Genomic DNA, 14,013 nt, shown 5'->3' with positions numbered 1-14,013 from the left:
TCGGCCACGCCGTACAGCGTCACGTTGGTGGTGGATTGTTGTGCGTCTTGCGCGTTGGCAGCGGCCGATGCGGCCAATGCAACCGCGGTCACGGCCAAGGTGGTGAACTTCATTCGAGTTTTCTCCGAGGGGGTAAAAGGCCCGCATCGTAGAAACCCACGCCGGACAGGAACCTGTCAGGCAGATGACGTGTTTGTCAGTTTCGGATCAGACCGCCATCGGCGCCGTCAACGGCGCATGGTGCTCATACCCCACCAGCGCGAAGTCCGACGGCTCGACCTTCTCGAGCCACTCCGGCTCGTAGCGCCCGGTCTTCGCGAAATCCGGAATGCGGTCCGACAACTGCAAGCGTGGCGATGCGAACGGCGTGCGCGTCAGCTGCTCGCGCAGCATGTCGACGTGCGTCTCGTAGATGTGCGCATCGCCGATGAAGTAGGTGAACCAGCGCGGCGTGTAGCCAGTGAGCCGCCCGACCAGGTGCAACAGCGCCGCGCCCTCGGTCAGGTTGAACGGCGTGCCCAGGCCGACGTCGTTGCTGCGGATGTACAGGCACAGCGAGATCTCGCGCTTTTCCTGGCTGACCAGGAACTGGTACAGCAGGTGGCAGGGCGGCAGCGCCATCTCGTCGAGCTGCGCCCAGTTCCAGCCGTGGAACAGGATGCGCCGGCTGCCGGGGTCCTTGATGATGGTGTCGAGGCACTGGCGCAGCTGGTCGATCGCCTTGTACAGCAGCACGCGCTCGGCCTCGCCGTCGTCGAACACTGCGGTGAACTGGTAGCCGCGCGCGATCGCGTCGTCGATCTGCGCGGTCTGCGTCGCGTCGATCACCTTGTAGGCCGGCCAGTTGCGCCATTGGACGCCGTACACCGGGCCGAGGTCGTCGGCGCCCAGGCGGTAGGGGTTGGCCAGCCACTGCGCGTTGTCGTTCGCATTCTGGTCCCAGACCTTGCAGCCCAGGTCGCGGAACTCCGCCGCATTGCGGCTGCCGCGCAGGAAGCCCACCAGTTCGCCGACCGCCGACTTGAACGCGAGCTTCTTCGTCGTCACCGCCGGAAAGCCCTGCTGCAGGTCGAAGCGCAGCGTCGCGCCGGGGATGCTCAGCGTGCGCACGCCGGTGCGGTTGTCCTGCCAGCTGCCGTGGTCGAAGATGCTCTGGACGAGGTCGAGGTACTGTTTCATGGAAAGTATTGTGCCCCCCAGTCGCTACGCTCCTGCCCCCGAGGGGCGCCTCCCAGCGGCCCGGCAAAGCCGGTTCCGCGGGAGTTGCTTGGTGGGCGCGTCGCTGCGCTTGCGCTGGTCAGCCCTGCCCAGGCTCGCGCAGGAAGAGCTCGACGCGGCGGTTCTTCGCGCGGCCGGCCTCGGTGCTGTTGTCGGCCACCGGCTCACGCTCGCCGTGGCCGGCGGTCTCGATGCGGCTCGCGGCCACACCGCGCGTGCTCAGGTAGTCGCGCACGCTGTGGGCGCGCTCCAGCGACAGCGGGTTGTTGATCGCGTCGGAGCCGGTGTTGTCGGTGTGGCCGACGATGCTCAGGCGCACGTTCGGGTCGTTCTTCAGGCTCTCGGCGAACGGGTCGAGCACGGCGCGCAGCTCGGGCTTGATCGTGGCGCTGCCGGTCGAGAACGACACATCGTTCGGCACGTTCAGCTTCAGCTGGTTGTCGGCGGTGCGGGTCACCTCGACGCCGGTGCCCTTGGTCGCCTGCTCCATCTGGGCGCGGCGTTCTTCCTGGCGCTTCGACCAGATGTTGCCGGCCACGGCGCCGAGCGCGCCGCCGATCACCGCACCGGTGCCGGCCTTGCCGCCGGTCACCTTGCCGAGCACGGCGCCGGCTGCGGCGCCTGCACCGGCGCCGATGGCCGTGCCCTTCTGGGTCTCGCTCATGTTCTGGCAGCCGGCCAGCAGCACGGCCGTGGCGCTGAGCACCAGCGCAGCCGATCGGAAGTTGAGGATGTTCATGGTCTTCTCCTGAAAAAATCTCGCGCGCGAGCGGATCGCGAGTATCGGTCGCGCATGTTGCAGGTGTCTGTCGGCCGTCGGTAACAGTTGATGTCGGCGTGCGCTGACAGGCGTGGGTCAGAGATCGAACTGCAGCGCAGCCAGCCGTGCATAGAGCCCGCCGGCCGCCGCCAGTTCCGCATGCGTGCCGGTTTCGACGATGCGCCCGTGCTCCATCACGACGATGCGGTCGGCGCGCTGCACCGTGGCCAGCCGGTGCGCGATGACGAGCGTCGTGCGGTCCTTCATCGCCGATTCGAGCGCGGCCTGCACCATGCGCTCGCTTTCGGCGTCGAGCGCGCTGGTGGCCTCGTCGAGCAGCAGCAGCGGCGGGTTCTTCAGCATCGCCCGCGCGATGCTGATGCGCTGCCGCTGGCCGCCCGACAGCCGCACGCCGCGCTCGCCGAGGAAGGTCTGGTAGCCCTCGGGCAGCGCGCTGATGAAGTCGTGCGCGAAAGCGGCGCGCGCGGCGGCGATGACTTCGTCGTCGCTGGCGTCGGGCCGGCCGTAGCGGATGTTCTCGAGCGCATTGGCCGAGAAGATCACGCTGTCCTGCGGCACGATGCCGATGCGCTGGCGCAGCGCCTGCAGCGCGGTGTCGCGCACGCTGACGCCATCGACCGCGATCCGGCCCTCGGCCACGTCGTAGAAGCGCAGCAGCAGCTGGAACACCGTGCTCTTGCCGGCACCGCTCGGCCCGACCAGCGCGACCGTCTCGCCCGGCCGCACCTGCAGCGTGAAATCGGCCAGCGCCGCATGCAGCGGCCGCGACGGGTAACGGAAGCTGACGCCGTCGAGCGCCACCGCCGAGCCGCCGCGCGTCGCCGGCAGCGCCAGCGGCTGCGCCGGCGAGCCGATCGGCGAGCGCGTGGCCAGCAACTCCATCAGCCGCTCGGTGGCGCCGGCGGCGCGCAGCAGGTCGCCGTACACCTCGGCCAGCACCGCGACCGAGCTGACGAGGATGATCACGTAGACCACCGTCTGCCCCAGGTGGCCGGCACTGATCTGCCCGGCGATCACCGCCTGCGTGCCCTGGTACAGGCCCCACAGCAGCGCGCCGAAGGTGGCGGTGATGATGAAGGCGACCAGGCCCGAGCGCACGCGCGTGCGGCGCACCGCGGTCGCGAAGGCGTTCTCGGTCGAATCGCTGAAGCGCCGCGCCTCGCGGGCTTCCTGCGTGTAGCTTTGCACCACCGGCACCGCGTTCAGCACCTCGGCGGCGATCGCGCTCGAATCGGCGACGCGGTCCTGGCTGGCGCGCGACAGCTTGCGCACGCGCCGCCCGAAGTACAGCGACGGCAGCACCACGATCACCAGGATGCCGAGCACCTGCGTCATCACCAGCGGGTTCGTGATGATCAGCATCAGCATCGCGCCCAGGCCCATCACCGTGTTGCGCAGGCCCATGCTGAGGCTGGAGCCGACGACGGTCTGCACCAGCGTGGTGTCGGTGGTGAGGCGCGACAGCACCTCGCCGGTCTGCGTGGTCTCGAAGAACTCCGGGCTCTGCTCGATCACGTGGGCGTAGACGGCGCTGCGCAGGTCGGCCGTGACCCGCTCGCCGAGCCAGGTCACCATGTAGAAGCGCGCCGCCGAGAACACGCCGAGCGCCGCGCCGACGCCGAACAGCGCGAAGAAGTGGCCGCGCAGCGCCAGCAGCCGCTGGCCGGGGTCGGCGGCCACCAGCCCCTGGTCGATCAGCGATTTCAGCGCGGCGGGGAACACCAGCGTAGCCACCGCGGCCATCACCAGGAAAACGACCGCCAGCCCGATGCGTCCCCAGTACGGCCGCAGGAAAGGCATCAACCCGCTGAGGGATCGGACGTCGCGGCCGGGCGCCGGGGTGGGGGAGGTGGGCATGGGAGGGGGGCCGGAGAGGCAGGTGTGGCAAAAAACCGCCACGCACTGTAGCCCAACACCGGCCGACCGTGGCCAGGGCAAAGGCGGCCTTGACAATGACTGCCTAAGCAAATAAAGTCCAGGCATCGAGATAGCCAACGGACTCCCATCCGACCGCCATGAGCCGCAGCCCCGTCCCCGCCGATTTCTACAACCGCGACGCGTACTGCGCCGAGGAGAGCGTGGGCTACCTGATGAAGCGGATCATGCTGTCGATCAGCAGCCAGGTCGACCTGAAGCTCGGCGCGCACGGGCTGACCAGTGCGCAGTGGGGCCCGCTGTTCAAGGTGTTCCATTCGGGCCAGGGCAAGGCGACGGTCGCCGAGCTGGCGCGCTGGCTGCAGTCCGATGCCGGCGCGACCACGCGCCTGCTGGACCGGCTGGAACGCAAGGGCCTGTGCAAGCGGGTGCGCAGCACCGAAGACCGCCGCGTCGTCCAGATCGAACTGACGCCGGAAGGCGAGGCCTCGATCGCCGAGGTGCCTGCCGTGCTGGCCGAGGTGCTCAACGCCCATCTGGCGGGTTTCTCGAAGACCGAATGGCAGGCGCTGAAGATTTACCTGCAGCGCATGCTGGCCAACGGAGAGGCATTGCGCGACGAGACCTGAGGTCCGCCGCGCCAGCCCCCAAGACAAACGAAAAGTTGAACGAGGTGGACCATGTCGTCCCAATGCTTGCCTGAGCAAATACAGCCGAAACAATCATCTGACAGAAAGTCTGGTCTCATGTCCGCGATTCCTTCCCTGCAGACCCTGCGCAACCACCGCGAGCTGCCGGCGCTGACCGCGCTGGTGGTGGCGCTGGCCTCCACGCTGGTGCTGACCTTGGCTGGTTGCGCCAGCACCAACGGCATTGCGCCGAGTGCGAAGCTGGTCGAGCCGGCCGCGGTCGGCCTGGCCGATGCCGCTGGCGCCTCCGGATCGAGCGAGGCCGCGGTCAACGCCAGCTGGTGGCAATCGTTCGGCGACAGCTCGCTGAACGGCCTCGTCGACAAGGCGCTGACCGGCAGCCCGAACCTGCGGGTGGCGCAGGCCCGCATCACGCGGGCCCAGGCGGCGATCGACAACGTCGCCGCGGCCGATGGGCTGCAGGTCACCGGCCAGTTCGACGCGACGCGCCAGCGCTTCACCGAGACCGGCCTGGTGCCGCCTCCGATCGGCGGCACGATGCAGACCACGGCCACGTTGCAGGCCGCGGCATCGTGGGAGTTCGATTTCTTCGGCCGCAACCGCGCTGCACTGGCCGCCGCTGTCGGCAGCCAGCGGGCGCAAGAGGCCGAACTGCAGGCCGCGCGCGTGCTGCTGGCCGCCAACGTGTCGCGCAACTACGTGCAGCTGGCGCGCCTGCTCGAGCAGCGCGACGTCGCCACCCGTTCGCTGCAGCAGCGCGACGACATCCTGTCGCTGATCCGCCAGCGCGTGCAGGCCGGGCTCGACACCACCGTCGAGTTGCGCCAGGGCGAGGGCGCGTTGCCCGAGACCCGCCAGCAGGTCGAAGCACTGGACGAGCAGATCGCGCTGACCCGCCATGCGCTGGCGGCGCTGACGGCGCAGGCACCGAACGCGCTCGACACGCTGAGCCCGCGCCTGCAGCCGGTGCAGGCGGTGCCGCTGCCGGCCAACGTGCCGGCCGACCTGCTGGGCCGACGTGCCGACATCAGCGCCGCGCGCTGGCGTGTCGAAGCCGCGACCAGCGACGTCAAGTCGGCGCGCGCGCAGTTCTACCCCAACGTCAGCCTGACCGGCTTCGCCGGCTTCTCCAGCATCGGCCTCGACAACCTGCTGAAGTCCGACAGCCAGCAGTACGGCATCGGCCCGGCGATCCGCCTGCCGATCTTCGACGGCGGCCGGCTGCGCGCCAACCTGCGCGGCAAGTCGGCCGACCTCGATGCCGCGATCGAAAGCTACAACGCCGCGGTGCTCGATGCGGTGCGCGACGTGGCCGACCAGATCAGCTCGCTGCAGTCGATCGAGCGCCAGCAGAAGGAACAGGCCAGTGCGCAGGTGTCGGCCGAAGCGGCCTACGACATCGCGACGCAGCGCTACAAGGCCGGTCTCGGCACCTACCTGGTGGTGCTGAACGCCGAATCGACGGTGCTGGCGCAGCGCCGCCTGGGCACCGACCTGAAGGCGCGCGCGCTGGACACGCAGGTGTCGCTGATCCGCTCGCTGGGCGGCGGGTATGTCGCCACCAGCGCAGCCACCGCGGCCGCGCCGGTGCGCAGCACGCAAGCCGCGCTCTGATCCCGACACGCTTCCATACGAACACAGCAAGACCTCCGGAGAACCTTTCATGACCTCCCCGCAAGACAACACCGCTCCCGCCACCCCCGCCGGCAACCCGACCCGCAAGAAGGCGCTGACCGCCGTCGCCGCCGCCGTCGCGCTGGTCGGCGTGGCCTACGGCGCCTACTACGCGCTGGTGCTGAACCACTACGAGTCGACCGACAACGCCTACGTGCAGGGCAACGTCGTGCAGCTGACGCCGCAGGTCGGCGGCACCGTGCTCGCGATCAACGCCGACGACACCGACTTCGTGAAGGCCGGTCAGCCGCTGGTGAAGCTCGACCAGGCCGATGCGCAGGTCGCGCTCGACCAGGCCGAAGCCCAGCTCGCGCAGACGGTGCGCGAGGTGCGCACGCTGTTCGCGAACAACTCGACGCTGAAGGCGCAGATCGCGCTGCGCGAGGCCGACCTGGCCCGTGCGCAGGCCGACCTGGTCCGCGCGCAGGATGACGTGAACCGCCGTGCACCGCTGGTTGCCAGCGGCGCCGTCGGCAAGGAAGAGTTCAACCACGCGAATGCGCAGCTCGCCGCGTCGAAGAGCGCGGTTGCCGCTGCGCAGTCGGCCTCGCTGGCCGCGCGCGAGCAGCTGACGTCGAACCAGGCGCTGACCGACAACACTTCGGTCGAAGAGCACCCGAACGTGCAGCGCGCCGCGGCCCGCGTGCGCGAGTCGTACCTGGCGCTGCGCCGCGCCGACCTGCTGGCCCCGGTCGACGGCTACGTCGCCAAGCGCAGCGTGCAGGTCGGCCAGCGCGTGCAGGCCGGTGCGCCGCTGATGTCGGTTATCGCGCTGAACCAGCTGTGGGTCGATGCCAACTTCAAGGAAAGCCAGCTGAAGAACCTGCGCATCGGCCAGCCGGTCACGCTGCAGGCCGACGTGTACGGCAAGAAGGTCGAATACCGCGGCAAGATCGAAGGCCTGGGGGCCGGCACCGGCTCGGCGTTCTCGCTGCTGCCGGCGCAGAACGCCACCGGCAACTGGATCAAGGTGGTGCAGCGCGTGCCGGTGCGGGTCGCGCTCGACCCGAAGGAACTCGCCGAGCACCCGCTGCGCGTGGGCCTGTCGATGGACGCGAAGGTCGACGTCAGCAACACCGACGGCAAGATGCTGGCTGATGCACAGCGCAGCTCGGCCGTCGCGCAGACGGCGGTCTTCGACCTCGTCAACCAGGCGGCCGATGGCGAAGTGCGCAAGATCATCGCCAGCAACCTCGGCCATGCGCTGAAGGCCGACACCAAGGTGGCGCGCCGCAGCGAGGTGGCGGCGCCGGCCGCAGCCGCGGCCAGCGGCGGCGAGACGGTCGCGTCGTCGGCCGTCGCTGCTGCCGCGGTGAAGCTGACGCCGGTCAAGCAGTAAGCCTCGGACGCCAGCAGCAGACAGACCCGCGGAGCCTTTTCCATGTCATCCACCACCGTCGATGCGGTGTCCGGCGCCGACGCGCCGGCACCTGCGCCCGCCCCGGTCGCGCCGCCGCGTCCGGTGGCCCATCCGCCGCTGACCGGCAGCCAGCTGATCCTCGGCACGATCGCGCTGTCGCTCGCCACGTTCATGAACGTGCTCGACAGCTCGATCGCCAACGTGTCCATCCCGGCCATCGCCGGCGACATGGGCGTCAGCCCGAACCAGGGCACCTGGGTCATCACGTCGTTCGGCGTCGCCAATGCGATCTCGGTACCGCTGACCGGCTGGTTCACCCGCCGCTTCGGTCCGGTGCGGCTGTTCATGGCCAGCATCCTGCTGTTCGTGTTCTCGTCGTGGCTGTGCGGCCTGGCGCCGAACATCGAGACGCTGATCGCGTTCCGCGTGCTGCAGGGCCTGGTGGCCGGCCCGATGATCCCGCTGTCGCAGACGCTGCTGCTCGCGAGCTACCCGGCCGCGAAGGCCGGCACCGCGATGGCCATGTGGGCAATGACGGTGCTGGTCGCGCCGGTGGTCGGCCCGCTGCTGGGCGGCTGGATCACCGACAACATCTCGTGGCCGTGGATCTTCTACATCAACATCCCGGTCGGCATCCTCGCGGCGATGTTCACCTGGTCGATCTACCGCACCCGCGACGCGCTGCCGCAGAAGGTGCCGCTCGACTACGTCGGCCTGGGCCTGCTGGTACTGTGGGTCGGCGCGCTGCAGGTGATGGTCGACAAGGGCAAGGAACTCGACTGGTTCCAGTCCGGCCAGATCATCACGCTGGGCGTCGTCGCGGTCGTCGGCTTCCTGTTCTTCCTCGCGTGGGAGCTGACCGAGAAGAACCCGATCGTCGACCTGCGACTGTTCGCCCGCCGCAACTTCTGGCTGGCCACGGTGGCGCTGTCGGTGGGCTACGGGGTGTTCTTCGGCAACGTGGTGCTGATGCCGCTGTGGCTGCAGCAGTACATGGGCTACACCGCCACCTGGGCCGGCATCGCACTGGCGCCGGTGGGCATCCTCGCGATCCTGCTGTCGCCATGGGTCGGCAAGAACATCGGCAAGATCGATCCGCGGCGCCTGGGCACGGTGGCCTTCCTCGGCTTCGCGCTGGTGCTGTGGATGCGCTCGCACTTCAACACCCAGGCCGACTTCAACACCATCCTGGTGCCGACGATCCTGCAGGGCGCGGCGATGGCGTTCTTCTTCATCCCGCTGCAGGCGATCATCTTCTCGGGCCTGCAGCCGCAGCAGATGGCGGCCGCGGCCGGACTGAGCAACTTCGTGCGGATCACCGCCGGCGCGGTCGGTACGTCGATCTTCACGACGGCCTGGGAGAACCGCGCAGTGCTGCACCATGCGCAGATCGCCGAGAGCGTGAACGGCAACAGCAGCACCGCGGTGCAGACGCTGTCGAACCTCGGCGCGGCCGGCTACAGCCCCGACCAGGCGCTGGCCACCGTGAACCGGCTGGTCGACCAGCAGGCCTACACGATGGCGGCGACCGACCTGTTCTACCTGTCGTCAGCGCTGTTCATCCTGCTGATCGGGCTGGTGTGGCTGACCCGGCCGAAGAAGGGTGGGGCCGGCGGCGGGGGCGGGGCTCACTGAGGTGGCTCGGACGGCGGCTCGCCGCCGTTCGCGATGCCGATCGTCGGGCAGAAATGCTCCAGGAAGCGTTGGGCCGACGCCCTTTGCGGGGTGATGCTGTAGCCGGCGAAGTACCCGTTGACGGTGGTGGGTTCGGAAGGCATCGCCGCGCCGGGGTGCGATGTGCGGATGGAGTTCGATACAGGAGACATGGTTTTTCCGGTCAGGTGGCCATGGAGTCGAAGCCCTGGTCGGGCCGCTTGCTGAGTAACGCCTCCGCGTCATCGGTTCACCCGCCGATGGCAGACATGTGACCCCCACCCCGGCTGCTCGTTTGCATCAGCGCATGGAACTGAACGCCCGCCGCAGTTACTGACGCAAGCCTTCACAGCGCGAGTGGTACGTGAGCGCCTTGCAGATCCTCCTGGACGAATTCGCCCGCCGCATCGGCAGCTCCCCTTTCGATGTGGTGGCCGACCAGGCGCGCTTCGTCTGCAACGACCGGTTCACGGTCGACCTGTTCCTCGACGCGCGCTGCGAATGCATCCGCATCGGCACGCAGGTCGGCCAGTCGCTGGTCGCCGCACCGGCGCACGACGGCTACTGGCATTGCGTGTCCCGCGCCCAGCGCGAAGATCCGCGTTTTGAAGTCGGCTGGAACGCCTACACCGGCGAGATGCTCAGCATGTCGGCCATGCCGGTGACGGGCCTCGACATCGAGGTCTTCATGGTCTGGGTCGAGCGCTTCCTCGACCGCTCGACCGAAGTGGCCGATGCGTGGCTGGCCGCAGAGAACCCGCCTTCCGGCGGCCTGCCGATGGCCGAGTGCCGCAGCTTCGCCTGAGTCCGCGCTGCCCTCCCCGACGGACAGAAAAGCAGGCCGCAGGCGCGCCTGTCCGGCTCGTCCGAGGCTACGATGCCGCGTTCACAGCCCTGGAGATCCGATGAACCTGCCCCACAGCGCTGCGCGCCTCGTTCCGGTCGCCGCCGCGCTGGCGCTCGCGGCCTGCGCCAACGTGCCGAACCCGTTCGGTGGCGGCGCGGCCCCGGCGCCCGCGGGATCGGAAGCGCCGGCCGCCGCACCCGCCGTGCCGGCGACGCTGCCCGAGGTGCCCACCGCCGCGCCGGCCGCGCGCACCGCGGTGCTGAACAGCACGTATGCGATCGACGGCGCGATCATGCCGGTCATGCGCGGCCAGCAGCTGACCGAGACCCGCGCCGACATGCGCCGCAATGACAGCGTGCTGAGCTTCGACAACCGGTTGTTGCGCAGCTTCGCCGGCGAGACGCGCTCGTCCGACATCACCAGGCTCGACCGCAAGCTGGTGTGGACGCAGAACGTGTCGAAGAAGACCTACACCGAATGCCCGCTGACCGGCTGCCCGCGACCGGCACAGCCGCAGCCCGACCGGCCGAAGCAACCCGAGCAGCCCGACAAGCCGTCCGAGCCCTCGTGCCCGCTGGTGCTGAAGAAGAACGAGCTGAAGGTGCTGGCCACCGGCGAGCGCAAGGCGATCGGCGCGTTCAACAGCGAGCGCTTCCAGCTCAACTGGGTGATGGAGCTGGAGGATCCGCAGGGCCGGCGCAACAGCAACCGGGTGCAGCTCGACCTGTGGACCACGCCCGAGGTCGGCGCGGTGAAGGAAGTGCAGGCGATCACGCAGGCCTTCCAGGCGCGCCATGCGGCCGCGGTTTCGGCCAGTGGCGAGCACCCGCTCGGCAAGTACCTGCCGAAGGAGGTGATGGGTTCGATGGGCGCGCTGCTGCGCCAGATGGGCGGTGCCAACGCGAAGACGACCGCCGCCTGGGGCAACGAGTTGAAGAAGGTGCGTGGCTACCCGATGGCGATGACGCTCGCGTGGACGGCCGACGGCACGGCCTGCGGCGACGATGCGTCGGCCGCGCGCGGCAACACCTCGGCGCCGAGTGTCGGCAGCCTGCTGGGCGGGCTGCTCGGCGACGGCAAGGCGGCTGGCGGCAGTGCCGGCGGCCCGCTGCTGCGCTACACCTCCGAGGTGAAGACGCTGGACGTGAAGGCGGTCAGCGACGGCTGGTTCATGCCGGACGCCGGCTTCCAGCGGACACCGTGACCGGCTTGCAGTGACGGGAGACCTGTTCGATCCGATCGACGACGGCCCGCCGTCGCAGGAGCCGATCGCCGACGGCGCGGTGCTGCTGCGCCGGCTCGCGCTGCCGCGGGCTTCCCAGCTGCTGGCCGACCTGCAGCCGGTGCTGGCGGCCGCGCCATGGAGGCACCTGGTGACGCCGGGTGGCAAGCGCATGTCGGTCGCGATGACCAACACCGGGCCGCTCGGCTGGGTGTCCGACCGGCGCGGCTACCGTTACCAGGCGAGCGATCCGCTGAGCGGCGCGCCGTGGCCGGCGATGCCGCGCAGCTTCCGCGAGCTGGCGGTGCATGCGGCCGCGTGCGCCGGCTACGACGGCTTCGAGCCGGACGCCAACCTGATCAACCTGTACGTGCCGGGCACGCGCTTGTCGCTGCACCAGGACCGCGACGAAGCGGACTACGGCGCGCCGATCGTCTCGGTGTCGCTCGGCCTGCCGGCGGTCTTCCTGTTCGGAGGCACGCAGCGGCAGCAGCCGGTGAAGCGGCTGCGGCTTGCGCATGGCGACGTGGTCGTGTGGGGCGGCGCCGCGCGGCTGGCCTTCCATGGGGTGATGCCGCTGGCCGACGGCGAGCACCCGGCCACTGGGTGCTCGCGGATCAACCTGACGTTCAGGCGGGCGGGGCGCTGAGCGGGCCGCCGTTGCCGACGGCAATGGCCAGTGCGGTGTCGGCGTGCTCGGGCAGCGAATGCAGCTGCAGCCGGTGATGCGCGCCGCCGTGCGCGACGTGCACCTCTGCCTGTTCCGGCAAGAGCCCTGCATCCACCGCATCCGGCGGGATCGACAGCCCGCTGCCGATCGCCTTCAGGCAGGCCTCCTTGCGCGTCCAGCCGCGCATGAAGGCCAGGTCGCGCAGCTCCGGCGGCGTGGCCAGCAACTCGCGCTGCTCGGCCGCGGTGAAATTGCGCCCGGCCAGCGCGATTGCGTCGCGCATCGGGCGCAGCACTTCCACGTCGACGCCGATCTCGGTGCCCGCCGGCGCGTCCGGCGCCACCGCGATCACCGCGACGTCGTCGCTGTGGCTCATGTTGAAGACGCACACCGCCGGCGCCTGCAAAAAGGGCTTGCCGAACGGTCCGGCGCCGAACACCAGCGCCGCGGCCGGCAGCCCGGTCTGCTGCGCCAGGATCGCCCGCAGCGCGACATGCGACGCCAGGTGCCGGCGCCGAAGGCCTTCGAACGCGAAGCGCTTGCCGCGCGCGATCTCGTCGGCCGACAGCGTGGCGAGCGCTGCGGCATCGGGCATCTCGTCCAGCCGCAGCCACCACAGCCGCAGCCCGGGCGGCGCCGCCAGCTCGGTGTACGGCAGCGGGTTCAGAACGCCTCGTCCGGCCGCAGGTAGCGCCACTGCCCGGTCGGCAGGTCGCCGAGCATCACGCGGCCGATGCGCACGCGCTTCAGCCCCAGCACCTCCAATCCGACCGCCTCGCACATGCGGCGGATCTGGCGCTTCTTTCCCTCGCGCAGCACGAAGCGCAGCTGGTCCTCGTTGACCCACTCGACCTGGGCCTCGCGCAGCGGCTCGCCGTCGAGCTCGAGGCCGTGTCTCAGCAGCGCGAGCTCGCTGTCGGGCAGCGGCGTGCCGTCGGCCCGCTGCACGCGCACCAGGTATTCCTTCTCGATCTCGCTGTTCTCGCCGATCAGCTGCTTCGCGACGCGGCCGTCCTGCGTCAGCACCAGCAGGCCGACCGAGTCGATGTCGAGCCGCCCGGCCGGCGCGAGGCCGCGCAGATGGGTGTGCAGGAAGCGCACGCCGGAGTTGTCGTCGTGCCATTGGTTCTCGGGCTTCACCAGCACGTAGGCGGGTTCGTAGCCGTCTTCGGCCTGGCCGCTCACGTAGCCGACCGGCTTGTTGATCAGCACCGTGACGCGCTGCGCCTGCTGGTGGCGAGCCTGGGCATCGACGGTGATGCGCTGGCCGGGCATCACGCGAGACCCGAGCTCCTTGACGACCTCGCCGTCGACGCGCACCCAGCCCTTCGGGATCCATTCGTCGGCCTCGCGGCGCGATGCGATGCCGAGTTCGCTCATGCGCTTGGACAGGCGCAGGCTGCCGGGCTGCTCGGCGTGGTAGACCGGCTCGTCGTCGTCGCGCTCGAAGCGCTCGGCGCGGCGCTGCGGGGCAGGGCGGCTGTTGCCGAAGGCGGTGTTGCGCGGGGGAGCGTCGCGGTGCCCCGCGTCGCGCGGACCGGCATTGCGGGGGGGCGGGTTGCGAGGGTTCGGGTTGCGCGAGGAGGTGTCGCGCGGCCCGAACGGCCCGGCGGGCTGCGACGGGCGGCCGAACGCGGTGTTGGGGCCGCCCCGCTGCGCGCCGGGTTCAGCGCGGCGCGCCGGCGGCAGCGGGTCGCGGCGCGGGCGCTGCATCTGGGCTTCGTCGCGTCGCGTCGCGACCGGGCCGGTGGGGCGCGGCTTGTTGTCGCCGGTCGGGCGACCGGGCGGCTTGCCACGCGACATCGGCGGCGGTTCGCCGCGGCGCGTGAACTCGGCCGGTGGCTGGTCGCCGAAACGCTGTCGCAGCTGCTCCTGGTAGCGCGCCTCGCGCTCGGCGCGATCGGCCTGGGCCTGCGCCAGCGTCGGCCGCTTCTTCACGCCGGACCCGGCACCGCGCAGCGGCGCACGCGCCGGCTTGTCGGGGGCGGCTTTGCCCGCGGCTTTCTTCAGTTTCAGCGTGGCCATGGTGGTTCCAGATCGGGAATCCCCGATTGGAACATGCG

13 protein-coding genes are annotated in these 14,013 nt (G+C 70.0%); 7 read left to right on the top strand and 6 right to left on the bottom strand.

The genetic code is table 11. The annotated features are described in order from the left end of the window. Window positions 1-207: 207 nt before the first annotated feature. The 3 genes from FHT26_RS24345 to FHT26_RS24335 form a co-directional block, all read right to left on the bottom strand. Window positions 208-1,179, bottom strand: coding sequence for a thymidylate synthase (locus FHT26_RS24345; protein ID WP_168562677.1), 972 nt, complete (start codon window positions 1,177-1,179; stop codon window positions 208-210). Window positions 1,180-1,297: 118 nt separating this feature from the next. Then, a complete protein-coding gene (locus FHT26_RS24340; protein ID WP_168562676.1) occupies window positions 1,298-1,957 on the bottom strand; it encodes a YiaD family glycine zipper/OmpA-like lipoprotein in 660 nt (219 codons plus the stop codon). A gap of 117 nt (window positions 1,958-2,074) precedes the next feature. After that, window positions 2,075-3,856: an ABC transporter transmembrane domain-containing protein gene (locus FHT26_RS24335; RefSeq protein WP_168562675.1), complete on the bottom strand. Its 1,782-nt coding sequence runs from the start codon at window positions 3,854-3,856 to the stop codon at window positions 2,075-2,077. Window positions 3,857-4,014: 158 nt separating this feature from the next. Here FHT26_RS24335 and FHT26_RS24330 point away from each other — a divergent pair, with 158 nt between their 5' ends. The 4 genes from FHT26_RS24330 to FHT26_RS24315 all read left to right on the top strand — a co-directional run bounded on the left by FHT26_RS24330 (window position 4,015) and on the right by FHT26_RS24315 (window position 9,193). Continuing rightward, window positions 4,015-4,503, top strand: coding sequence for a MarR family winged helix-turn-helix transcriptional regulator (locus FHT26_RS24330; protein ID WP_168562674.1), 489 nt, complete (start codon window positions 4,015-4,017; stop codon window positions 4,501-4,503). Window positions 4,504-4,620: 117 nt separating this feature from the next. Next, window positions 4,621-6,138, top strand: coding sequence for an efflux transporter outer membrane subunit (locus FHT26_RS24325; RefSeq protein WP_168562673.1), 1,518 nt, complete (start codon window positions 4,621-4,623; stop codon window positions 6,136-6,138). A gap of 49 nt (window positions 6,139-6,187) precedes the next feature. Beyond that, window positions 6,188-7,537 (top strand): HlyD/EmrA/EmrK family protein, encoded by a 1,350-nt coding sequence (locus FHT26_RS24320; RefSeq protein ID WP_168562672.1) that lies wholly within the window; start codon window positions 6,188-6,190, stop codon window positions 7,535-7,537. Window positions 7,538-7,579: 42 nt separating this feature from the next. After that, a complete protein-coding gene (locus FHT26_RS24315; protein WP_168562671.1) occupies window positions 7,580-9,193 on the top strand; it encodes a DHA2 family efflux MFS transporter permease subunit in 1,614 nt (537 codons plus the stop codon). Here the strand turns inward: FHT26_RS24315 and FHT26_RS24310 are convergent. Further along, the gene (locus FHT26_RS24310) at window positions 9,187-9,336 is read right to left on the bottom strand and encodes a hypothetical protein (protein ID WP_168562670.1); all 150 of its coding nucleotides are present in this window, start codon (window positions 9,334-9,336) and stop codon (window positions 9,187-9,189) included. The genes FHT26_RS24315 and FHT26_RS24310 overlap by 7 nt on opposite strands. 248 nt (window positions 9,337-9,584) lie before the next feature. On the opposite strand from FHT26_RS24310, the gene FHT26_RS24305 reads away from it, so the two are divergent. The 3 genes from FHT26_RS24305 to alkB all read left to right on the top strand — a co-directional run bounded on the left by FHT26_RS24305 (window position 9,585) and on the right by alkB (window position 11,929). Further along, window positions 9,585-10,016, top strand: a complete 432-nt coding sequence (locus tag FHT26_RS24305) for a hypothetical protein (protein ID WP_168562669.1) — start codon at window positions 9,585-9,587, stop codon at window positions 10,014-10,016. A gap of 100 nt (window positions 10,017-10,116) precedes the next feature. Then, window positions 10,117-11,262: a hypothetical protein gene (locus tag FHT26_RS24300; protein WP_168562668.1), complete on the top strand. Its 1,146-nt coding sequence runs from the start codon at window positions 10,117-10,119 to the stop codon at window positions 11,260-11,262. 10 nt (window positions 11,263-11,272) lie between these two features. Next, the gene (gene alkB / locus FHT26_RS24295; protein WP_168562667.1) at window positions 11,273-11,929 is read left to right on the top strand and encodes a DNA oxidative demethylase AlkB; all 657 of its coding nucleotides are present in this window, start codon (window positions 11,273-11,275) and stop codon (window positions 11,927-11,929) included. Here alkB and FHT26_RS30565 read toward each other — a convergent pair. Continuing rightward, complete coding sequence (locus tag FHT26_RS30565; RefSeq protein ID WP_168562666.1) at window positions 11,910-12,647, bottom strand: 4'-phosphopantetheinyl transferase superfamily protein; 738 nt, start codon at window positions 12,645-12,647, stop codon at window positions 11,910-11,912. The two genes, alkB and FHT26_RS30565, sit on opposite strands and share 20 nt — an antisense overlap. Further along, the gene (locus FHT26_RS24285; protein ID WP_168562665.1) at window positions 12,614-13,975 is read right to left on the bottom strand and encodes a pseudouridine synthase; all 1,362 of its coding nucleotides are present in this window, start codon (window positions 13,973-13,975) and stop codon (window positions 12,614-12,616) included. Before FHT26_RS24285 ends, FHT26_RS30565 begins: the two co-directional genes overlap by 34 nt. Between the last annotated feature and the right edge of the window lie 38 nt (window positions 13,976-14,013).

This window comes from Rhizobacter sp. SG703, assembly GCF_012275445.1.
In the GTDB taxonomy this organism is placed as follows: domain Bacteria; phylum Pseudomonadota; class Gammaproteobacteria; order Burkholderiales; family Burkholderiaceae_C; genus Rhizobacter.
This window is presented reverse-complemented; position numbering and strand designations above follow the sequence as displayed.

What these genes read in the sequence shown, in the direction of transcription:
- FHT26_RS24345 (WP_168562677.1), bottom strand. Translation starts at nt 1,179, where the DNA reads ATGAAACAGTACCTCGACCTCGTCCAGAGCATCTTCGACCACGGCAGC.
- FHT26_RS24330 (WP_168562674.1), top strand. Translation starts at nt 4,015, where the DNA reads ATGAGCCGCAGCCCCGTCCCCGCCGATTTCTACAACCGCGACGCGTAC.
- FHT26_RS24285 (WP_168562665.1), bottom strand. Translation starts at nt 13,975, where the DNA reads ATGGCCACGCTGAAACTGAAGAAAGCCGCGGGCAAAGCCGCCCCCGAC.
- FHT26_RS24315 (WP_168562671.1), top strand. Translation starts at nt 7,580, where the DNA reads ATGTCATCCACCACCGTCGATGCGGTGTCCGGCGCCGACGCGCCGGCA.
- FHT26_RS24340 (WP_168562676.1), bottom strand. Translation starts at nt 1,957, where the DNA reads ATGAACATCCTCAACTTCCGATCGGCTGCGCTGGTGCTCAGCGCCACG.
- FHT26_RS24335 (WP_168562675.1), bottom strand. Translation starts at nt 3,856, where the DNA reads ATGCCCACCTCCCCCACCCCGGCGCCCGGCCGCGACGTCCGATCCCTC.
- FHT26_RS24325 (WP_168562673.1), top strand. Translation starts at nt 4,621, where the DNA reads ATGTCCGCGATTCCTTCCCTGCAGACCCTGCGCAACCACCGCGAGCTG.
- FHT26_RS24320 (WP_168562672.1), top strand. Translation starts at nt 6,188, where the DNA reads ATGACCTCCCCGCAAGACAACACCGCTCCCGCCACCCCCGCCGGCAAC.
- FHT26_RS24310 (WP_168562670.1), bottom strand. Translation starts at nt 9,336, where the DNA reads ATGCCTTCCGAACCCACCACCGTCAACGGGTACTTCGCCGGCTACAGC.
- FHT26_RS24300 (WP_168562668.1), top strand. Translation starts at nt 10,117, where the DNA reads ATGAACCTGCCCCACAGCGCTGCGCGCCTCGTTCCGGTCGCCGCCGCG.